This window comes from Pseudomonadota bacterium (assembly GCA_036339585.1).
In the GTDB taxonomy this organism is placed as follows: domain Bacteria; phylum Pseudomonadota; class Alphaproteobacteria; order UBA8366; family UBA8366; genus UBA8366.
In genome coordinates this window covers 316,260-337,336 of the sequence record JAYZAS010000004.1, presented here as the reverse complement: position 1 = coordinate 337,336, position 21,077 = coordinate 316,260, and the positions used below count along the sequence as shown (strand labels likewise).

The following is a 21,077-nucleotide window of genomic DNA, read 5'->3' as shown; positions in this document are numbered from 1 at the left end:
TGGATTGAGGTTTTTGCTTGACCCCGCCACGCGGAAAGCCCATCTCTGTTACAGAACAAACCTGTCAAAAATCGATAGCTAAAAATGCTAAAGGAGACTAGCTATGTTCATTCAGACCGAAGAAACTCCCAATCCGGCAACAATGAAATTTTTGCCTGGGCGAGAGGTAATCAATAGCGGCACTGCTGATTTTACGACGATTACCGACGCTGAAAAAAAATCACCCTTAGCCTTACGTATATTCAATATTGACGGGATTGAAGGCGTTTTTTTTGGGTCAGATTTTATAACGGTTACCAAAAGCGATTCAAAAGAATGGCATGTCCTCAAGCCCACAGTTTTAGGCGCTATCATGGAGCATTTCACGGCAGGTTTGCCAATTTTAAATGAAAGCGCGCTATCGCAAGATCATGATGCTGCTGCGGAAACAGAAGGGGATGATGTAGAAATTATAGGACAAATCAAGGAGTTGATTGACACAAGAGTGCGTCCAGCTGTGGCTATGGATGGTGGAGATATTGTATTTGACAGCTTCGATGGAGGAATAGTCTACCTTCAGATGCAGGGCGCATGTGCCGGTTGCCCAAGTTCAACAGCTACTTTGAAAATGGGGATTGAAAATATGCTAAAGCATTATATTCCAGAGGTGGTAGAGGTGAGGGCTGTTGGTTTCTAAATAAAGTTTTCTGTCAGCAGCGCGTCTACTTTGGAAGGTAATATTGCATTCCAAACCAACGCCAACGGCCGTCTTCAGTTCGAATAGTACAATTAATACGAGAACGTCCTTTTGAGAACGGTTCCCCAAATCGAATTTCTATTCGGCTTGATCCAAGTTTCTGTGTTTTAATCTTACCAAATTTTGAATGGTAGCATGCTAAGCTGTCGAGATTGTTGACTTTTGGTAGAATGGTAAAACCTATGTTCGGTGGGTTTATATCAGGTGATAATAATGGATTACTTGGCGTAAGGTCGACAACTGGCAATTCCAGTGCATTTACAACTGTTTTAAATCTGTCAATATCACCATATGCATCTGTAAAAGAAAAGCGCGGCAGGTAATACCGATAGGTTTTTCGGTGCAGGACGCCAGAGTGTTGACCAAAGCCTGCTTTGTAACCCTCCGCTCGCACTACTTTTTGCGCTGATTCGCTGGCCAGTCCGTAAGGAAATGCAAAAGCTATGGGTTTTACACCAAGATTTTTAGAAATGAGAGCGCGAGCAGTTCTAATTTCACGTACCACCTCCTGCGGTGTGAGCGTTGCTAAGCGCCTCTGACTATGTGCCTTCAATCCGATCGAAACGCCTTCTTTGGTCAATGTTTTAATTTGAGACCAGTTTAAGTAGCCCTTTTTCCCAGAGTTAATAGGCTGAGTTGTCAAAAAAAGAGTTGCTGGTAGGCCTGCTTCTTTCAGCAATGGCCAAGCAATACTTAGGAAAGACTCATATGCATCATCAATTGTGATAACAACAGAGCGTTTTGGCAGCGTTGTACCTACATCTAACTTTTTTATCAGTTGAGCGAGCGGCAAGACGGCATAATTACCCGACGATAGCTCTCTGATGTGGTCAGAAAAGTTGTCTTTACTGAGTGAAGTTCCAGATTGAACGGGACTTGAAAACCTGTGGTAAAGAAGAACAATCGCAGAATTCGAAGCAAGGACATCCGAAGGCGAGACAAATAAAATGGGCCCCATTAAAATCGAACACAACAGTCCGTGATAAAGTTTGTTTTTAATTTTTCTTAAAAGGTTCATTGCCGATACCGTTTAGCAAAAAAATCTGTTTAAACAAGTGTGTCAAGTTTAAAATATTAGAACGGATATATTAGTTATGGGATATTTTTGAGTTTGGATAAATCCAAAAAAATTCTTGTCTTTGATACGTCTGCAAATGCATGCTCAGTAGCGCTTTGGGCTAACGGAAAAGTAGTTTGTTCGTGTTTTCAGGTAATGTCACGTGGCCACTCTGAGGCTCTCGCTCCCATGATATCAGAGGTTTTTGAGAAATACGATGGCAGCGATATTGATGCGGGTGACTTAAGTGCGATTGCAGTAACAATTGGGCCTGGCACCTTCACGGGAATACGTATAGGGCTCGCAATGGCTAGAGCCCTAGCATTACCTCGTCGGCTACCCGTCATCGGTTTGACAAACTTTGACGTTGTTTTCTGGCAGGCACCTAAAAGCAAAGGACCAACATTAGTTGTACTTGAGACCAAGCGAGAGGACTTTTATGCCCAGATTTTTTCAGAAAACAAAGAGCCAGTTCAGGGCCCAATGGCACTGACAGCGGAAGAAATCCAGATACGATTGCCAGATGAACCGATAACACTCATTGGTGATGGAGCAGAACGTTTAGATCAAAAGTTAGTCGACTTTGGCCGGGAGCCCTCGCGTCTTTTTGGCGATGTGGAACCGGTAGCCATGGAATTTGCTGAATTAGCCAGCAAGCGCTTTGACAGTGGCGTTTACGCCGACCCCGAACCACTGTATTTGCGAGCGCCTAGCGTAACTGTTTTGGCCAGAAAGTAGCGGGTTTGTGTCTGGTATCGTAGTGGTTCCTTCTGAGCAAGCGTCTTGGCCGGCTTTGGCGGATCTCTATCGTGAATGTTTTGATGAACCTTGGCCTCTTGTTTCCATTGAAAATTTGCTTCGGCCCCCAGGATGCTGGGCTCTGTTGGCAGAAATTTCAGATAGCGATTTAATAATACCCGCTGGGTTCGCTTTGGCGCGTATTGTTTGTGATGAGGCTGAAGTTCTTAGCCTTGGAGTCTCGCCTAGGTTTCGTCGGCGCGGTGTAGCTAAAGCTTTAATGCAAGAGGTGTTGAGTTGTGCGCGGGATAAATGTGCAGCTTCTTTGTATCTAGAGGTTGGAATTGATAACAACGCTGCTTTAACCTTTTACAAGAAGATGAATTTCAAAACGATCGCTCGCCGCAAGGGGTACTATCGACGCGCTGACCGTTCCCAAGTTGACGCTTTAGTGATGAAAATAGTTCTATGAAATTAGATTGTTGTGTATGGTAATAAAAAAAGTAACAATCTTTTGATGTTTGAAGTCTTTGATTGTTACAACGATAGTTAGTAATATTTCTTGATGATTAGTGACATTTTTTAGTCTATAGTCTTTAACAAGGGTTTTAAGTCGAAAGATCAATAATTCGACAACACACGCCGTTTGGTATTTGGCCGATGGCAGCCACACACGTGGTAATAACAAGAACAGGGGCAAACAAAAATGACCGAGTCTTCGGCCACCGAAGTAAAGCGGGAGGATCTTCTGGGTTATACTTCGGAGATTGTAGCCGCACATGTGTCAAATAACACTGTGGCTATTTCAGACCTTCCGGGATTGATTGAGCAGATATATCGGACACTGGCGTCTATTGGTGGGGTTGATTTGAGCGCTGGCGACCGTCCAACGCCGGCGGTGCCGCTTAAAAAGTCAATCACACCTGATTATATCGTTTGTTTGGAAGATGGTAAAAAACTAAAGATGCTCAAACGGCACCTTAAAACGGCCTATGACATGACGCCAGAAGAGTATAGGGAGCGTTGGGGTTTGTCTCCAGATTATCCCATGGTGGCCCCCAATTATGCAAAACAGCGTAGTCGTTTGGCAAAAGAAATTGGTCTTGGCACTAGATCACGTAGGCGTATAGAGATGTAGGAGTAGGTTTTTCGCATCGTGCAACAAATACTTCGGTGCATATTCAGTTTGCCGGCCACCCTTGCATGGTTTTGGCCGATATTCGGAGAGTAGGAAGCCCATGGGCGCACCAATAGAGCGGCTCTGCGAGAAAAAGGGCCTTAAAATGACGGGGCAACGGCGGATAATTGCGCAAGTTTTGGCGGAATCAGACGATCATCCCAATGTTGACCAGGTTTTTTCTAGAGCTTCCGAAGTGGACCCACGGATAAGTTTGGCTACCGTTTACCGAACAGTTCGGTTGTTTGAAGAATCTGGAATAGTTACACGTCGTGATTTTGGTGACGGCAAAGCACGTTACGAGGAGTCTTCAGATGATCACCACGATCACCTAATTGATGTGGAAAGTGGTGAGGTGTTTTGTTTTCATGATGCTGCGATGGAAAAACTTCGCGAGAAACTTGCTAAATCTCTGGGCTATGAGCTCGTTGATCATCGCTTAGAATTGTATGCGAGGCCGCTCAAAATAAAAAAATAAAAATAGAGGGCATTAGGCAAAATCTTCCATTAAATGACACAATTAAATAGCCTAAGCTAGGGTAGTTTGAAATTACCGTTGTAAGATGACCCAATCCATTCCCCAGTCCACTTTTAATGCTTCTTCTGCAACCCACGAGAGTTGTTCTTCTGATTTTGAGATCGTAAAGGGAAGTCTTTCGGTTCGATTAGCACGCGATATGGGGGAAATAAATGCCGCACTCGCGCTTCGTTACCGGATTTTCTATGAAGAAATGCAAGCACGCCCCACAATGGAAATGGCTATGCGGAAACGGGACTTTGACGAATATGATAACTTTGCTGACCACTTATTAGTATTTGATAGTGAATTAGGGCGGGGTCCTGAAGCGGTCGTTGGGACTTACCGTCTAATTCGCCGGAGTGCTGCAAAATCATGCGGAGGCTTCTATTCGGCAAGTGAATACGACATCAACGTCTTAACTAGATTGCCCGACGAGATACTTGAGCTGGGCAGGTCTTGTGTCAATGCAGATTATCGCGACAGGCGGGTAATCAATCTTTTGTGGGAAGGGATAACGGCTTACTGTGTTGCCCATAATATCCGATTTTTGTTCGGGTGTGGAAGTATTCCTGGTTGTGACCCGACTACTCTTAAAATTCCACTGTCGTATCTTTATCACTATCATCTGGCACCCGAAGAAATACGACCGCGCGCCCTACCTCAGCGGCACATAGAGATGAACCAGAGTCTGATCGGAGAAATTGACCAAAAGACAGGCCTCAAATCGGTGCCACCGCTGATCAAAGGTTACCTCAGGATAGGGGGATTTGTGGGTGATGGGGCAGTTATTGACGAGCAATTTCAGACAACGGATGTTTGTATTGTCGTTCAGACCAAACTTATAAAAGAGAAATATGCTCGATATTTCGAACGTCGTGGCTCTAATTTTCAGGCGATATAGACGAGGAGGAAAAGGTATTTATGGCAACGTCCCATCTTCTTGCGCTACGGCGATCGGCCAGTTTATTGGTCATCTTTGCTATTATTGTATTAGTTCAAGGGCCATTGCGACTTATCGGTTTTCGCTCGGGTTATAAGTTGGGTCACATGTGGCACAAGTTATGTCGTTGGGCAATAGGGATGAGAGTGTGTCATCATGGAAGCATCTCATCGGAATCGCCAACTTTTTTTGTTGCCAATCACACATCGTACCTTGATATTCCAGCTCTAGGTTCTCTAATCGATGCTACTTTTATTGCTAAATCCGAGATTAAAAATTGGCCAATGTTTGGACTTTTATGCAGCCTTCAGCGAACAATCTTTATAGACCGGGACTGGCGGAAAGCACTAGTACAACGAAAACAGCTATACAAACGGTTGGACGATAGAGACAGCCTAATCCTCTTCCCCGAGGGGACCAGTAACAACGGAACATTCACCCGACAATTTAAGAGCGCTCTTTTCAGTGCTGCTGACTGGACCCTGAATGGTCAGGGTGTTGCAGTACAACCAATCACTATTGCTTACACTACACTTAATGGCATAACGCTGGGTCGTCGCCTGCGCCCTCTGTTCGCTTGGTATGGCGATATGGTCATGTTTAACCACTTTTGGTCACTGTTGGGTTCTGGGCGTCTTGGCGTGGATATTATTTTTCATCCGCCTGTCCGTTTGACGAATTTTGGCTCGCGTAAGGAACTGTCAGAACATTGTGAACAGAGAGTGGCGAACGGCCTTTCAGATGCGCTGTCGGGGAGACTCTAGTTGACGCGCTGTTTGCTGTATGCGCGGCCCTTCTTTGCAAGTAATTAATGATAAGGTTTGCTTGCAAGCCAATCTTACATGTGAAAGTCTAGGATTTTTATTGTATGAAGCCTTTTACGGTAACTTGTTTTAAATTTGGAAGTGGCTTGATCATGATGCGCCCCACCCTGAACGTCTTGTATATGATAAGAATTATTTGTGGTGCATGCCTGGTGGGGGGGTGAACTTGGGCAAATCGGTTTTCATCAAAACCTATGGCTGCCAAATGAATGTCTACGACTCTGATAGGATGGTAGATTTATTGAAGCTTGCAGGTTATTCAAAAACTGAGCATCTGAGTGGTGCCGATCTAATTATATTGAACACGTGTCACATTCGCGAAAAGGCGGAAGAAAAAGTTTATTCAGAGCTTGGGCGCCTTACAAAGTTAAAAACAAAAAGGAAAGAGCAGGGCTCAAAAATACTGATTGCTGTTGCAGGTTGTGTTGCTCAAGCCGAGGGCCAGCAGATACTTGAGCGTGCGCCAACTGTGGATCTAGTATTTGGGCCGCAAACCTATCACCGATTGCCGTTTATGATCCAGAACATCATTGCAAGCGGCAAACGTATTGTCGATACAGATTTCCCTGTCGAAGATAAATTCGACTATCTTGTCGAGGGGAGGCAACATGGTGGCCCATCAAAATTCCTCACAATACAAGAGGGGTGTGACCGGTTCTGTACTTTTTGCGTTGTTCCGTACACCCGGGGTGCCGAGCAGTCTCGCTCAGCAATTTCAATTGCGAAGGAGGCTCGTCGTTTAGTGGCCGATGGTGCGCGTGAAATTACTCTTTTGGGACAGAATGTAAATGCTTGGCACGGAGAGTCCCCTTCTGGGGGAGAATGGAAGCTTGGTAGATTGATTTGTTATTTGGCCGAGATCGAGGGTATTGATCGTATTCGCTATACGACAAGTCACCCTAAGGATGTTGATGATGAGTTAATAGACGCTCATCGGGCAGTACCCCAGCTTATGCCTTTTCTTCATTTACCAGCGCAGTCTGGCTCCGATAAAATACTCGCAGCAATGAATAGGCGCCATAATGCCAAAGACTATTACTACACAGTAGAAAAGCTGCGTAAAGCACGTCCGGAAATCGCTCTTTCCTCCGACTTTATCGTTGGCTTCCCCGGTGAAGAGGACAAAGACTTCGCTAGAACCATAAAAATGGTCAATGAAGTTGGATACGCGCAGGCTTATTCCTTTAAGTATAGTGCCAGGCCTGGCACGCCAGCCGCGGACATTGTTGGTCAGGTTGAGGATAGTGTGGCGGCGGAGCGCCTTGCCGGCTTGCAGCAATTGTTGCGTGCACAGCAGGATGCTTTCCTCTCGGCGCAGAAGGGAAAAAAGCTCAAAGTTCTTTTCGAAAGACAGGGTAGACAAGTTGGGCAAATTTGGGGGCGATCTCCTTATATGCACCCGGTACACGCCCATGCCCCGGACAGCTTTTTGGGTAAAATTGCAGAGGTTCACATCGCGGGAGTTATGACAAATAGCCTTTCAGGCAAGGTAGATTTGGAAAAGAGAATTATCAGTAGTACGGCAGCCGCAGCGGGGAAATCTCTTTGAGCGAAAGTCCTCGAATAGCTGCAGAGAGTGCTCGCCAACTCTTTTTTGACGATAATAAACTACTTGTCTCGCTTTTTGGTGAATATGATAAGCATTTGGCGAGGATTGAAGAAGAACTTTGTGTCACGTTAATTAGCAAAGGAAACCGGGTAGCCGTAACTGGAAAAACTGATGCAGTGCGGACTGCTTGTGAAACATTGAATCAGCTTTACAAATTTTTGCAGCGAGGTGAGCATGTCGGTATGGCTGAGGTAGACGCAGCCTTACGTATGGCCCGTCATCCTAAGTTTCAAAGGGGTGCGGAAGGCCCTTCCATAATTACTAGACGACGACGCATCACTCCGCGTTCGCCGCTTCAGGCTCATTACATCAAGGCGATGACGAAATATGAGTTGGTTTTTGGGATCGGCCCCGCTGGCACCGGTAAAACTTATTTAGCCGTTTGTTTCGCTGTGGAACGTCTTTTGAGAGGGGAGGTAAAACGGATAGTTCTGTCTCGGCCGGCAGTGGAGGCCGGAGAGCACCTTGGGTTTTTGCCCGGTGATATGCGTGACAAGGTCGATCCCTATTTGCGACCAATATATGATGCACTTCATGACACGATGCCCTCGGATCAGATTATAAAGCGTATTGAGAATGGTGACATTGAGATAGCACCCTTGGCCTTCATGCGGGGACGCACACTATCTGACGCTTTCGTTATTCTTGATGAAGCGCAAAACACTTCACCAATTCAAATGAAGATGTTCCTTACACGGCTCGGTGAAAATAGTCGTATGGTAATAACAGGTGATCTTAGCCAAGTAGACCTGCCTTCTCGTCTACCCTCGGGATTATCCGATGCGGTCGAGACGCTAAAGCATTTTGATAAAGCTAGTTTTGTTGAATTTTCTGATGCTGATGTGGTTCGTCATCCACTAGTTGCAGGCGTTGTAAGGGCTTATGCCAAGCGTGAGTCGAATTTGAATATGAATTTAAAAGATGACTAATAACCTTGTTGTCGATATTAGCGTAGATCAAATGTCGGGGGAAACACCGTCGGAACAAGTTATAGCAGAGCTTTCGGCAGTTGCCCGCCGAGCATGGGCTAGCGTAAACTACACTATTCCTAAAGCAGAAATAAGTCTATTGATCACGGATGATGTACAAATACGCAAGTTGAATAAGCGCTATCGCGACATCGACCGGGCAACAAATGTACTTTCGTTTGTCTGTGATAATGATGCGACGCTAAGTGCGGGCGGGGCACCGGTTCTGGTGGGTGATGTTGTACTTGGTTGCGGTGTTATTGCGCGAGAGGCAACTGTACACGGAAAATCTTTTTCTGATCATATGTGTCATCTTGTTGTTCATGGAGTTCTCCACTTGGCTGGATATGATCATAAAAGCAGGGATGAAGCAGATGAAATGAGAGCGCTTGAAATTTCCATATTAGCCGAGGGCGGGATTGGCGATCCATATATCAATTGGATCGATGGGCAGTTATGACTGGTAAAAACATATCAAATGTGGATGGAAATGCACACTCTGGGTCCTACTGTGAAATAGGTTTTTTTGGCAGGATGTGGCGCTGGGTTCGTTCCATAAGGAACGGCCGGAATGGCTCGAATATACGCGAAACGTTTGAAGAACTGATCGAACAGCATGAAGAACGTGAGTTGCCGATTGATGATCGTGAACGTGCATTGCTTGAAAAAGTACTCACCATAGGAGAGTTGACAGTTAACGATGTGATGGTTCCGCGTGCTGACATTATAGCGGTTGAGCGACATATGCCACTTGATGAAATTGTTGGCTTGATGTCGGCTGAAGTACATTCCCGGTTGCCGGTGTATCGTAATACCCTCGACGATGCGATTGGTATGGTACATATTAAGGACGTTCTGGCGGCCACTAACGGTGAAAAAAACACGAAGCTCAGCGATATTGTTCGCTCGGTGCTGTTCGTTGCTCCCAGCATTCGCGTGCTCGACTTGTTACTGCAGATGAGGGTAGCCCGCACGCACATGGCTTTGGTTGTAGATGAATACGGGGGAATTGACGGGTTGGCAACCATTGAGGACCTTGTTGAGCAAATTGTAGGAAAAATCGAGGATGAACACGATGTTGACCAAGGCCCTAAGCTTAGGGCGCTCGATGACAAATCGGTCTTGGCTGATGCTCGAGTTACCCTTGAAGAATTTGAGGGCAGGGTTGGAGAATTTCTTACACTTGAAGATAGGGAGGATGACGTTGATACTTTAGGTGGGCTTGTCTTCAGAATTGCTGGGCGGGTGCCAGTTCGCGGTGAGATTATTAGACACGATAGTTCGGGGATCGAGTTTGAGGTTCGCGAAGCAGACCCTAGGCGTATCCGTCGGATCAAAATAAGCAATCTTGGGGCACGTTTCCTGAGCGATGAATGATTGTAATGCTAAACAAAGGTTTTCTGCCAACATTAGTCGATTTGCGGCCTATCTAGGCGATTCAAGAGGTTTGGTGCGTTACGGCACCGCATTTCTCACTGGTATTTCTGTCACCCTTTCGCTCCCTCCTTTTGAGTTCCTTCCCGCTTTTTATGCGGCGCTGCCCGTTTTTATTTGGTCAGTGTCTGGCAAGGTTAGGCCATGGTGCCTTTTTGCTACAGGGTGGTGGTTTGGGTTTGGCTATTTCGTCTCTGGTCTTTATTGGATTGGTAGCGCGATGTTAGTCGACGCAAGTAAAAACGCCTGGTTGATTCCCCTTGCATCGGTTGGTCTGCCCGCATTCCTCTCGCTATTCTTCGGTCTATCCGTATTGCCTGTTAGGTTTGGAAACGATCATTTCTCACGTGCGTTAATTTTAACAACTTCACTTGGGTTTGCTGAATGGACGCGTGGTAACTTTCTAACTGGATTCCCTTGGAATTTGCTCGGTCAGGCATGGGCTAGTCATGATACTTTGCTGCAGGGTGTGTCGTTAGTTGGGATATACGGCATGACGTTTTTTGCACTCCTGTCAGGATTTTTGTTGGCGGTTTTAGCGCAGGAGCTGTCAAAGGCCACATTAGCGATTTTCGCGGTTGCTCTGATGCTGCCCATTAGTTTTGCGACCTATGGAGCGATACGTTTAGCGCATGCGCCTGTTGTTGGTGCTGATTGGGTAGAGGGTGTCGGTATACGCTTGGTGCAAGGAGGTATCCCACAAAAGGAAAAATGGGATCGAAGGTATCTTGTGCGAAATTTCAAAAAACACATATTTCTTAGTAATCGTGACCGGCCAGACTGGATAAATTACGTAATATGGCCTGAAACTGCTAGTCCTTTCCCACTTGATAATAATGATGGGGCGCGTGCTGCCGCCTCAGCAATTGTTCCCAGAGAAGGAGCGTTGATAACGGGAATGATACGTCGTCAGGTAGGTTCAGAAAAGAAGATATGGAATTCAATTATCGCACTCGACGATAGGGCTAAAATTATTGCAAAATATGATAAGAGCCATCTAGTACCTTTCGGAGAGTATGTTCCGGGAAAGAAATGGCTATCGCTCAAAAAGGTTACAGAAGGGCGCCTCGATTATAGTGCTGGGCCAGGACCAAGCATCTGGCGTTTGGGGGTGCTGCCGCCTGTTAGTCCCCTGATCTGTTATGAGATAATTTTTTCTGGGACAGTTACTCCTGTAGATCAAAGGGCGGATTGGATTTTAGTTCTAACCAATGATGCCTGGTATGGAAATTCTTCTGGCCCGTATCAACACCTTTCTATCGCCAGAATTAGAGCTGCTGAGGAGGGACTAACAGTTGTTCGTGCAGCCAGCACGGGAATTTCAGCAGTTTTCGATGGTTATGGGCGTGAGTGGTCTCGGATCGAGCTCGATAAGACTGGGGTCTTGGACACGCGGCTCCCGAGTTCATCTAGAATTTATTCTTTTTGGGCGCAAAATTCACAAATTTCAACAATCATATTCACATCCTTGAGCTTCTTAGCTTTTTTAATGAGAAAGGGCGTAAAAAGGACATCTCCTCATCCCGGGATGAAAGCAAAGAAGAAGTGACCGTAAGTCGAATTGCGCGAAATTTTGTTTATAAAGCATACTCAAAATTGCGGACACATCGGCTTAGCGGAGTTTGAAGGCGAAGATTTCAAAAATCTTTAAAGTGTATTATCCATTGAAAGATCGGCGTTATGCTGCAGTCTATCTTTCGTTGATAATAAGAGGGCACAAGATTCTTTCAGATCGTTTCCGAAAAGGTTTAGCGCATTTGAGGTGTAAGATAGGTAAAAAGCTCTAGGAAGTACTCCATAACCTTGACATTGTATTTTGCTACATATGCAACAGCGTCTTGACGGGTAGCCCAAACATTGTCACAACCCAAATACCGTGACGTGTGTTCAACTTTAGCAATGACAGGTTGAGCACTCCGGCGTCATGAATATTGAAAGGTTGAAAAGGGGTATGAGTGTGCCACAAGGTGATTATCTGTTTACCAGCGAGTCTGTTTCTGAAGGGCATCCAGACAAAATCTGTGATCGAATATCTGACGAAATAGTAGACCTGTTTTTGAGCCAAGGCGAAACAATCCGCACGGGCGTGGAAACTCTAGTAACTACTAACCAAGTAGTGCTAGCGGGAGAAGTCCGGTCCCCACGTGATATAGAGCCTGAACAGATGGTTGAGCTGGCGCGAAAGGCAGTACGGGAAATTGGGTATGAGCAGCATAATTTTCACTGGAAAGAAATGGGTGTTCAATGTTTGATCCATAGCCAGTCCAGAGACATTGCAATGGGCGTGGATGCCTCGGGTAATAAGGATGAGGGTGCAGGCGATCAAGGTTTAATGTTTGGCTATGCTTGTCGCGAGACCCCAGAATTCATGCCAGCACCAATTCAATATTGTCATCAGATTTTGCGCCATATGGCTGAAGCACGTCGTGCCGGAAAAATTTCTGGTCTGGGTCCCGACTCTAAAAGCCAACTGACAGTAAAGTATGAGAATGGAAGGCCGGCGGGGTGCAGTTCAGTGGTCGTTTCCACTCAGCATGATGAGGATTTGAGTCAAGATGATGTCAGAGAAATCGTTCGTCCTTTTGTGGAAGAATGTCTTCCCAGTGGCTGGATGTGTAGTGATGACGAGTTTTATGTAAATCCCACCGGCCGATTTGTAATTGGTGGTCCGGACAGTGATGCGGGATTGACCGGGCGTAAAATCATCGTTGATACCTACGGCGGGGCTGCTCCTCACGGAGGAGGTGCATTTTCTGGAAAAGATCCCTCTAAAGTAGATCGTTCAGCTGCATACGGCGCTAGATATGTTGCAAAAAATGTTGTTGCTGCAGAGTTGGCTGACAAATGCGTTATACAGCTTGCGTACGCAATAGGGGTTGCAAAGCCGTTGGGTATCTATGTTGATACACTAGGAACCTCAAAGGTTGATGAGGGAAAGCTGGCCGCGGCAATCTCTGAAGTGATCGATTTGAGTCCGCGTGGTATTCGTGAGCGCCTTGTATTGAGCCGTCCAATCTATGCAAGAACCTCGGCTTACGGGCATTTTGGTCGCGCGCCCGATTCAGATGGCGGGTTCTCTTGGGAGCGCACAGACTTGGCTGATGACTTGAAGGCTGCACTTAGTTAATCGCTAGCTAAGGATGTTCGCATGGGGCCGAGAAGCACGCACCGTTTTTTTGGTCGCCGCTTTGGTCGTCCATTAAGCAATGCACGTAGAGAGCTTATCTCGAATGTACTGCCGGAAATGGAAATTACTTGTAAAGCTGCGGCCACCATTAATAAAATCTTTGACCCGTCAATAAAAAAACTTTGTTTAGAGATTGGCTTTGGTGCTGGTGAGCACCTAGCAGACATGGTTGTTAAAAAGCCAGAGGTAGGTTTTATTGGTTGCGAACCATTCGTTAATGGCGTGGCAGCATTGCTTGCTAGGACTCAGTCCAGAAATATACAGGTCCGCCCAAAAAATTTAAGAATCTTTCCCAACGATGCGCGACTTCTACTGCCTTATTTGCCTTCAGCGATTGTTGATCAAATTTATTTGCTGTTCCCAGATCCGTGGCCTAAAAAACGCCATCATAGGAGACGACTAATATGTTCGGAAAACTTAGACCAGTTATCCCGGCTTTTACGCCCTGGGGGTTTTTTTTATTTTGCAAGTGACCATATGGGCTATGTTCGTTGGACGCTGCAGCAGCTGTGTAAACACTCCGATTTCGATTGGCTCGCCGACGGCCCTGATGATTGGCGTTTTCGTTTCGAAGAATCAATCAAAACACGCTATGAAAGCAAGGCCCTTTCCTCGGGGGCTTCCTGCGTATACCTGACATTTCGACGACGATATTAAATTGCCTAGGCGTCAACTCTCTTATATTAAACTTGTGGAAATAGAAAAAAGGGCATATATATTATAGGTATCCAAGTGCAATAACATGATTATATCTATGTGCGCACGATAAAAATACAGGCAAGTGTTGGGTGGGCTCGTTCCCGCCCTTTTTCATGCACCACGCGAGAAAAGCTAAAATGTGCTTTAGGGGAATAGGATAATAAAATACGGTGTCTATAGAAAATCAATTGAAAGCCCTGGCAAAACCCAGCTTAAGTAACTTAGGGTATGAAATTGTCCGCGTGAGGCTAAGGGGCGGTTTTGGAAAGAGAGTATTACAAATCATGATAGATCGTTTTGACGAAACGCCTGTTTCTTTAGAAGATTGTGCGATCGTGAGTCGTCAACTTTCAGCCGTTCTCGATGTGGAGGATCCGATCAGTGGTAACTACAACCTTGAGATAAGCTCGCCCGGTATCGCTCGTCCTCTTGTGAAAGAGCGTGATTTCGAGAGATTTTTAGGATTCACAGCCAAAGTAGAATTAGAGAAAACCATACGAGGTCGTAAACGCTTCCGTGGTCGGTTAGTTGGTTGTGACAGGGGAATAGTTAGTATACAGACTGAGCAAGGTGAGGAAGAGTTACCTATTTCTGATATAGCTGCGGCAAGTTTGCTGCTATCCGACGACTTAATTGAGGAGCACAGAAAGAAAAGTGCAGAAATTAGCTTACATTAGGGCTTGAACAAAAGGGATATAGAAATGGAGACTGTAGGCGCGACGCCAATGCCAAGAGCCGAGTTACTGAATGTAGCCGATACGGTGGCAAGAGAAAAAGGCATAGAGCGCGAAGAAGTGCTCGAAGCGATGGAGCAGGCTATTCAGAAAGCAGGACGATCAAAATACGGTCAAGAAAATGATATTCGTGCGGAGATCGACCGGAAAAGCGGAGAAATAAGGCTTGCACGTTACATGGAGGTTGCAGAAGAGATCGAAAATGAGTCCACCCAACTGACGTTAGCTGAAGCCCAACGTCGGCAGTCTGACCTAAAATTGGGCGATTTTTTGATTGACCCGCTTCCCCCGATTGATTTTGGGCGGATCGCGGCGCAGACTGCAAAACAAGTGATTGTTCAACGCGTGAGAGAGGCGGAACGTGAGCAACAATTTGAGGAGTATAAGAACAGGGTTGAGGAAATTGTTAACGGTCTCGTTAAACGTGAAGATTTTGGTAACGTTACCGTAGACCTAGGCCGGGGTGAGGCCGTAATACGTCGCGAAGAGTTGTTGCCGAGGGAAAAATACAGGCGCGGCGACAGGGTCCGGGGTTACATCTATGACGTTCGGAGAGAACAGCGGGGCCCACAAATCTTCATGTCACGTACGCACCCTCAATTCATGGCCAAGTTATTTGGTCAAGAGGTGCCGGAAATTTATGATGGAATCATTGAAATCCGATCTGTCGCTCGTGATCCGGGAAGTCGCGCTAAAATAGCAGTGATATCGCATGATAGTAGTATAGATCCGGTAGGCGCCTGCGTTGGCATGAGAGGTAGCCGAGTACAAGCAGTAGTGGCTGAGCTGCAGGGCGAGAAAATTGACATAATTCCGTGGTCCCAAGATCCGGCAACCTTTGTCGTGAATGCATTGGCACCCGCTGAAGTGGCCAAAGTAGTGCTTGATGAGGATGCGCAGAAAATTGAGGTGGTGGTTCCAGATGAACAACTTAGTCTTGCGATTGGTCGGCGCGGGCAAAATGTGCGACTTGCGTCTTCTCTGACTGGCTGGGAGATCGATATACTTACGGAGGAAGCAGAGTCTGAACGGCGACAGGCGGAAGTACAGCAACGAAGCCAAACATTCATTGATGCTTTGGATGTAGACGATGTCATTGCTCAATTTTTAGTTTCAGAGGGTTTTACCAGCGTTGAGGAAGTCGCATATGTTCCAGAGGAAGAGTTAACCTCGATTGAGGGTTTTGACGCGGAGGTAGCAGAAGAGCTCCGTCTCAGGGCGCGCAATTACTTGACTCTGGAGACTGAACGTTTAGCAACACGCGTGTCAGAGCTAGCCATTGATGATAATTTGAAAACACTTGATGGGCTTACGCTTGAGATGGTTGTTACTCTTGGCGAGAGCGAGATCAAAACTCTTGAAGATTTTGCAGACCTTGCCAGTGATGAACTTATAGGTGCCGACGATGGGATATTGCGCGAATATGGCGTTAAGCCAGCCGTTGCAAATGAATTAATCCTGCGCGCTCGGGTCGCGGCTGGTTGGATTTCTCAAGAGGACATGGCAAGTGCCTTAGTTCTAGAGGAGAACGGAAACGATGGGATGGAGGTGAATAGTGCTCCGGAAGCAGAGTTTTCGGCTGTAGTATCCCAAAAGAAGTCTGATACGCAGAGTGGGTAGGTTTTTGGAATAAATACAATGATTGCCTTTACCGAAACCCTAAACACGGCTAAGCCATTACGGCGTTGCATAGTCAGTGGCAAGTCACTAACCAAAGAGGCATTGGTTAGGTTCGTTGTAGGGCCTAATAGTAGTGTAGTGCCAGATATAAAATGCAAATTGGGTGGCCGTGGAATGTGGGTTGGCATAAAGCGAGGGCTTTTGGAAGAAGCCATCCAACAGAATCTCTTTAGGCGAGCGGCAAAGACGAATGTTAAGGTTAGGTGTGATCTAGTGGAATTAGTGGATCAACAGCTTTGTGAGCGTGTGCTAAATGGTTTATCCTTAGCAAAAAAGGCAGGACAGGCTGTATGTGGGTATACCAAAGTGTCATTGGCATTAAAAAAAAGGTGCGCTTTACTTTTGGTTGCGCGTGATGCTTCTGTAAATGCGCGTTCAAAAGTTTTTGCATTGGCGCAAAATGTTGACTGTTTGCGGGTACTAACTTCAAATGAGTTAGGAGCTGCGTTTTCAAAGCCTAAGGCAGTTCAGGCGGCGGTGTCTGTGGGTGGGCTTGCAGAATTAATAAAAATTGACGGTCGCCGGTTAGCGGAATTTCGTAACAAGGGTTCTCTTGACGAGGGTAGGCATGACGCAAAAATCTGAACAGGAAGGCAAGCTCAGCCTGAGCCGACCCGGGAGGCTAGAGCTGAAAAAAACTGTAGAAACCGGCCAAGTACGCCAAAGTTTCAGTCATGGCCGATCAAAATCGGTGATGGTTGAAGTTAAGAAGAAGCGCACATTTGGTCGCGACTCTGCGGGCCGCATGCGGGCGGTTGCTGAAGAACAACAATCAGCTAAAGTGGAGACACTAGAGGCGGATGCAGGTCTAGATAATTTGACCGCTGAAGAGCGTTCAGCGCGGCTTCGGGCTGTTCACGGTGCCGCCGAGGAATCTGATAAACGGCGCACAGCCGAACTCGAAGACGAGCGTCGAAAAATCGAAGAGGAAAACAAGCGGCGTGCGCAAGAGGAAGAGGAGGCTCGTCGCCGAGCTGAGGACAATGCCAAGAAAAAAGCGGAAGAAGAAGCGCGGAATAAAGCTGCGGAAAAAGACCTACAACAAACTGTTGCCGAGGCTGAGCTAAACGCAAAGAGGGCAGAGAATAGAGAGCCTGATGCTACTAAGGCTCAGCGAAGAACTAAACCTGAAACAAAAAGGCCACGACGGTCTAAGGATGAGCCGCGTCGCCGCATGCAAGGAAAACTGACGATTGGTGATGCATTGCGGCAGGCGGAAGATGGAGACGATGGCCGCGTGCGGAGCTTAGCGGCAATGCGGCGGGCAAAGGAGCGTGAGAAAAAACGGCAGAGAGCAGAATTACAAAAGGGTGAACTTCAGGTTAAGGTTCGTGAGGTAATAATCCCTGAGACTATAACTGTCTCTGACCTAGCCAACCGAATGGCAACAAGAGCGGCGGATGTAGTCAAGATTCTCATGAATATGGGAGTAATGGCGGCAGCAAATCAGACGGTCGACGCAGACACTGCAGAACTTGTTGTTAATGAACTCGGTCATAAAGTTAAGAGAGTTTCTGAGGCAGATGTTGAGATTGGACTTGAAGGCAACGAGGATCTAGAGACGGACTTGGAGGATCGCGCACCAGTTGTTACTGTGATGGGCCATGTGGACCACGGCAAGACATCTCTATTAGATGTGATGCGTGCAAGTGATGTGGCCGGTGGTGAGGCTGGGGGTATCACTCAACACATAGGAGCTTACCGAGTTAACACTCCTGCTGGTGCAACAATAACTTTTCTCGATACTCCGGGGCATGAAGCCTTCACAGAAATGCGTGCGCGTGGCGCCAGTGTAACCGACATTGTTATTTTAGTGGTTGCTGCTGATGATGGTGTGCAGCCCCAGACTGCTGAAGCTATTGCTCATGCAAAAGCGGCACAGGTACCCATAATAGTTGCGATCAATAAAATTGATGCAGCTGGGGCTGATGTGGCTAAAGTCCGAAATGAATTATTGAACCACGAGGTAGTTGTGGAATCTTTGGGTGGGGATGTTTTAGACGTTGAAGTGTCAGCCAAGGAAAAAACTAATATCGAGAAGCTTGAAGAAGCAATCCTCCTGCAATCAGAGATACTGGAATTGAAAGCAAATCCCAGCCGCCCCGCACAGGGGGTTGTGGTTGAGGCAAAAATGGAACAAGGGCGTGGTTCCGTTGCAACCGTGCTCGTAGAACGAGGCACCCTGCGGACTGGCGATATTTTTGTGGCTGGAACCGAATGGGGTCGCGTGCGTGCAATGATCGATGACCATGGTGATACAGTTGAGAACGCGGGTCCAGCTTACCCCGTAGAAGTTTTGGGGCTGCAAGGGACACCATCGGCAGGTGATATTATTCATGTGGTTGGGGACGAGGCGAGAGCCCGTGAGATTGCAGAATATAGAACTCGTCAGTTAAGGCAAACCGCAATGGCCGCTGGAACACGCGGTACATTGGAGCAGATGTTTGACAAGATCAAAACCGGTGAAAGTGGTGAATTGGCAATACTGATCAAGACTGACGTGCAAGGATCACTTGAGGCAATAAAAAGCTCATTGCAAAAATTCGAAACAGATGAAGTTAAGGTTCATCTGTTGCACAGTGGTGTTGGTGGTATAACAGAATCTGATGTCATACTCGCCCGTGCGTCGGAAGGGATCATCATCGGATTTAATGTGCGCGCCAACCCTCAGGCCCGTGAATTAGCAAAGCGCGATAACGTTGACATTCGCTATTATTCAATAATCTATGATGTCATTGATGATATGAAACAGTTGCTTAGTGGCTTGTTGGCTCCGGAAAAACGAGAAAAGCAGCTTGGATATGCTGAAATACGGCAGATCTTTGGCATTTCCAAGGTCGGTAAGATTGGCGGATGTATGATCACTGAAGGTGAGGTTAAGCGTGGGGCTAGGGTGCGACTACTTCGCGATAATGTGGTTATACACGAAGGAAGCCTAAAAACGCTTCGCCGTTTTAAGGAAGACGTGCGTGAAGTTCAGCAAGGCTATGAATGTGGTATGGCCTTTGAGAGCTATGATGACCTTAAGGAAGGCGATATAGTCGAGTGCTACGAGGTCGAGGAAATAAGCAGGTCCCTTTGACGTTAAAAAAGTGCAAAAAATACTCCGTCTTTCTTTTCATTTGGTAATTTAAAATGGCTAAGAAAAAAAAACGGTCGGTACGCCAATTAAGGGTTGGGGAGCAGCTGCGTCACGTGTTAGCCGAGCTGTTCACTAACGGAGACTTACGTGACCCTGATCTAGCAGGAAGGTCAATAACAGTCTGTGAAGTTCAGGTAAGTGCCGATATGCGCAACGCAACGGTTTATGTGGTGCCTCTCGGGGGTTCTGATAAAAAACTAGTCGTTGGCGCATTGGGCAGAGCGTCATCGTTTTTGCGCAGTGAGGTTGGGCGCAGAGTGCGACTTAAGTATCTTCCTAAGTTAACTTTTGTAAGTGACTATTCCTTTGATAACGCGAGTGAAATCAACAGGCTTTTGGCAGATCCCGGCGTTATTCGGGATTTGGCTCCCTAAAGACATTAGGACAAACAAAAAATGGGACGGCGCAACCGAAAAGGTGATCCGGTACATGGCTGGTTTGTAATAGATAAGCCTGAAGGGATTACCTCAACTAAAACAGTGGCAATTATTAAGAAATTGGCTAACGCGACGAAAGCGGGCCACAGTGGCACCTTAGACCCCCTTGCAACGGGGATCCTCCCGATTGCATTAGGTGAAGCTACAAAGACGGTGCCTTATATTGTAAACAGAAAAAAAGAATACGAGTTTACAGTGGAATGGGGCAAAGCAAGTTCTACTGATGATAGTGAGGGATTTATAACCGCGACATCGGATATCCGCCCAGACCGTAAGGCAATTGAAAGTCTAATACCTACATTTACAGGTCTAATTGAACAAATACCACCAGCGTTTTCTGCAATAAAAGTAGGAGGTGAGAGGGCCTATAATCTTGCTAGAAAGGGGAAGACTTTTGATATTCCATCTAGAAACATACGTATCTATGAGTTAGCCCTGCTAGATATGCTGGATGTTGACCACGCACTTTTTCGAGTAGTCTCTGGCGCCGGAGCTTACATGCGTGCTCTAGCACGTGATCTGGCCGTTGCACTGGGAACGGTCGGGCATTTGACCCAACTGCGTCGGACCAGAGTAGGACCTTTTTCACTCGATAATGGAATTTCACTGGACGAATTGAAAGAATTTGGGCACATTGCCGCGGTTTTGAAGTATCTTCTTCCTGTGGAGGCTGCGCTGGACGACATCCCGGCGTTGGCCTTGACAGAAACTGAAGCCTCAAAATTGCGTCACGGTCAAACTGTGACATTACTGCGGAAGGGAGACATAGAGCGGGTTACCGATTTAAGCGACGGAGCCACCGTTTTGGCCACCGATCAGGGGAAGCCGTTGGCGCTGGCTAAAGTCAGCGCCGGGAAAATGCGACCTTTCAAAGTGATCAATCTATAAAAAAGGAGAATATGATGTCGATTGGATTGGAACGGAAAAAAGAGCTCATAGCTGAGTTTGCAATCAAAGCAGGTGATACCGGTTCAGCTGATGTGCAAATAGCGGTATTAACCGAGCGTATTCGCAATCTCACCCAGCATATGCAGTCGCACAAAAAGGATTTTCACTCTCGCCGTGGATTATTAATGATGGTGGGTCAACGAAGGCGTCTTCTAGATTATGTGAAGCGTAAAGACGTGAGCCGCTACGAATCTCTTCTCAAACGGCTTGATTTACGTCGCTGAGGAGTTATTAACGACCCTCCTCA

At 46.6% G+C, this 21,077-nt stretch carries 22 protein-coding genes; 21 read left to right on the top strand and 1 reads right to left on the bottom strand.

Annotated features, from left to right (window positions below):
• Positions 1 to 103: 103 nt before the first annotated feature.
• The gene (locus tag VX941_04530) at positions 104 to 676 is read left to right on the top strand and encodes a NifU family protein (protein ID MEE2932672.1); all 573 of its coding nucleotides are present in this window, start codon (positions 104 to 106) and stop codon (positions 674 to 676) included.
• A gap of 25 nt (positions 677 to 701) precedes the next feature.
• Here the strand turns inward: VX941_04530 and VX941_04525 are convergent, their stop codons facing one another.
• The gene (locus VX941_04525; GenBank protein ID MEE2932671.1) at positions 702 to 1,754 is read right to left on the bottom strand and encodes a polysaccharide deacetylase family protein; all 1,053 of its coding nucleotides are present in this window, start codon (positions 1,752 to 1,754) and stop codon (positions 702 to 704) included.
• A gap of 93 nt (positions 1,755 to 1,847) precedes the next feature.
• Here VX941_04525 and tsaB point away from each other — a divergent pair, with 93 nt between their 5' ends.
• The 20 genes from tsaB to rpsO all read left to right on the top strand — a co-directional run bounded on the left by tsaB (position 1,848) and on the right by rpsO (position 21,054).
• Positions 1,848 to 2,531, top strand: a complete 684-nt coding sequence (tsaB, locus tag VX941_04520; GenBank protein ID MEE2932670.1) for a tRNA (adenosine(37)-N6)-threonylcarbamoyltransferase complex dimerization subunit type 1 TsaB — start codon at positions 1,848 to 1,850, stop codon at positions 2,529 to 2,531.
• Positions 2,532 to 2,538: 7 nt separating this feature from the next.
• On the top strand, positions 2,539 to 3,003 hold the full coding sequence (locus VX941_04515; GenBank protein ID MEE2932669.1) for a GNAT family N-acetyltransferase: 465 nt from the start codon (positions 2,539 to 2,541) through the stop codon (positions 3,001 to 3,003).
• 234 nt (positions 3,004 to 3,237) lie between these two features.
• Positions 3,238 to 3,669: a MucR family transcriptional regulator gene (locus VX941_04510; GenBank protein ID MEE2932668.1), complete on the top strand. Its 432-nt coding sequence runs from the start codon at positions 3,238 to 3,240 to the stop codon at positions 3,667 to 3,669.
• A gap of 100 nt (positions 3,670 to 3,769) precedes the next feature.
• Positions 3,770 to 4,186, top strand: a complete 417-nt coding sequence (locus tag VX941_04505) for a Fur family transcriptional regulator (GenBank protein ID MEE2932667.1) — start codon at positions 3,770 to 3,772, stop codon at positions 4,184 to 4,186.
• Between the two features lie 85 nt (positions 4,187 to 4,271).
• Positions 4,272 to 5,129: a GNAT family N-acyltransferase gene (locus VX941_04500; GenBank protein MEE2932666.1), complete on the top strand. Its 858-nt coding sequence runs from the start codon at positions 4,272 to 4,274 to the stop codon at positions 5,127 to 5,129.
• A gap of 20 nt (positions 5,130 to 5,149) precedes the next feature.
• Complete coding sequence (locus tag VX941_04495) at positions 5,150 to 5,932, top strand: lysophospholipid acyltransferase family protein (GenBank protein ID MEE2932665.1); 783 nt, start codon at positions 5,150 to 5,152, stop codon at positions 5,930 to 5,932.
• 226 nt (positions 5,933 to 6,158) lie between these two features.
• Entirely contained in the window at positions 6,159 to 7,541 is a 1,383-nt protein-coding gene (gene miaB / locus VX941_04490) for a tRNA (N6-isopentenyl adenosine(37)-C2)-methylthiotransferase MiaB (protein MEE2932664.1), read from the top strand.
• Positions 7,538 to 8,530 carry a PhoH family protein gene (locus tag VX941_04485; GenBank protein ID MEE2932663.1) on the top strand — a complete coding sequence of 331 codons (993 nt, stop codon included), beginning with the start codon at positions 7,538 to 7,540 and terminating at the stop codon, positions 8,528 to 8,530. Before miaB ends, VX941_04485 begins: the two co-directional genes overlap by 4 nt.
• Positions 8,523 to 9,029: an rRNA maturation RNase YbeY gene (gene ybeY / locus VX941_04480; GenBank protein ID MEE2932662.1), complete on the top strand. Its 507-nt coding sequence runs from the start codon at positions 8,523 to 8,525 to the stop codon at positions 9,027 to 9,029. Before VX941_04485 ends, ybeY begins: the two co-directional genes overlap by 8 nt.
• Complete coding sequence (locus VX941_04475) at positions 9,026 to 9,946, top strand: hemolysin family protein (GenBank protein MEE2932661.1); 921 nt, start codon at positions 9,026 to 9,028, stop codon at positions 9,944 to 9,946. Before ybeY ends, VX941_04475 begins: the two co-directional genes overlap by 4 nt.
• Complete coding sequence (gene lnt / locus VX941_04470) at positions 9,939 to 11,552, top strand: apolipoprotein N-acyltransferase (GenBank protein MEE2932660.1); 1,614 nt, start codon at positions 9,939 to 9,941, stop codon at positions 11,550 to 11,552. The genes VX941_04475 and lnt overlap by 8 nt, the downstream gene beginning before the upstream one ends.
• Before the next feature lie 408 nt (positions 11,553 to 11,960).
• Positions 11,961 to 13,130, top strand: coding sequence for a methionine adenosyltransferase (metK, locus tag VX941_04465; GenBank protein ID MEE2932659.1), 1,170 nt, complete (start codon positions 11,961 to 11,963; stop codon positions 13,128 to 13,130).
• 21 nt (positions 13,131 to 13,151) lie between these two features.
• Positions 13,152 to 13,847: a tRNA (guanosine(46)-N7)-methyltransferase TrmB gene (gene trmB / locus VX941_04460; GenBank protein MEE2932658.1), complete on the top strand. Its 696-nt coding sequence runs from the start codon at positions 13,152 to 13,154 to the stop codon at positions 13,845 to 13,847.
• Positions 13,848 to 14,059: 212 nt separating this feature from the next.
• Positions 14,060 to 14,566 (top strand): ribosome maturation factor RimP, encoded by a 507-nt coding sequence (gene rimP / locus VX941_04455; protein ID MEE2932657.1) that lies wholly within the window; start codon positions 14,060 to 14,062, stop codon positions 14,564 to 14,566.
• A 24-nt stretch (positions 14,567 to 14,590) separates the two neighbouring features.
• The gene (gene nusA, locus VX941_04450) at positions 14,591 to 16,243 is read left to right on the top strand and encodes a transcription termination factor NusA (GenBank protein MEE2932656.1); all 1,653 of its coding nucleotides are present in this window, start codon (positions 14,591 to 14,593) and stop codon (positions 16,241 to 16,243) included.
• Between the two features lie 18 nt (positions 16,244 to 16,261).
• A complete protein-coding gene (locus tag VX941_04445; GenBank protein ID MEE2932655.1) occupies positions 16,262 to 16,888 on the top strand; it encodes an RNA-binding protein in 627 nt (208 codons plus the stop codon).
• Positions 16,872 to 19,385, top strand: coding sequence for a translation initiation factor IF-2 (gene infB, locus VX941_04440; protein MEE2932654.1), 2,514 nt, complete (start codon positions 16,872 to 16,874; stop codon positions 19,383 to 19,385). The genes VX941_04445 and infB overlap by 17 nt, the downstream gene beginning before the upstream one ends.
• A gap of 53 nt (positions 19,386 to 19,438) precedes the next feature.
• A complete protein-coding gene (gene rbfA, locus VX941_04435; protein ID MEE2932653.1) occupies positions 19,439 to 19,819 on the top strand; it encodes a 30S ribosome-binding factor RbfA in 381 nt (126 codons plus the stop codon).
• A 21-nt stretch (positions 19,820 to 19,840) separates the two neighbouring features.
• Positions 19,841 to 20,770 carry a tRNA pseudouridine(55) synthase TruB gene (gene truB / locus VX941_04430; protein ID MEE2932652.1) on the top strand — a complete coding sequence of 310 codons (930 nt, stop codon included), beginning with the start codon at positions 19,841 to 19,843 and terminating at the stop codon, positions 20,768 to 20,770.
• A gap of 14 nt (positions 20,771 to 20,784) precedes the next feature.
• The gene (gene rpsO, locus VX941_04425; protein ID MEE2932651.1) at positions 20,785 to 21,054 is read left to right on the top strand and encodes a 30S ribosomal protein S15; all 270 of its coding nucleotides are present in this window, start codon (positions 20,785 to 20,787) and stop codon (positions 21,052 to 21,054) included.
• Positions 21,055 to 21,077: the final 23 nt, after the last annotated feature.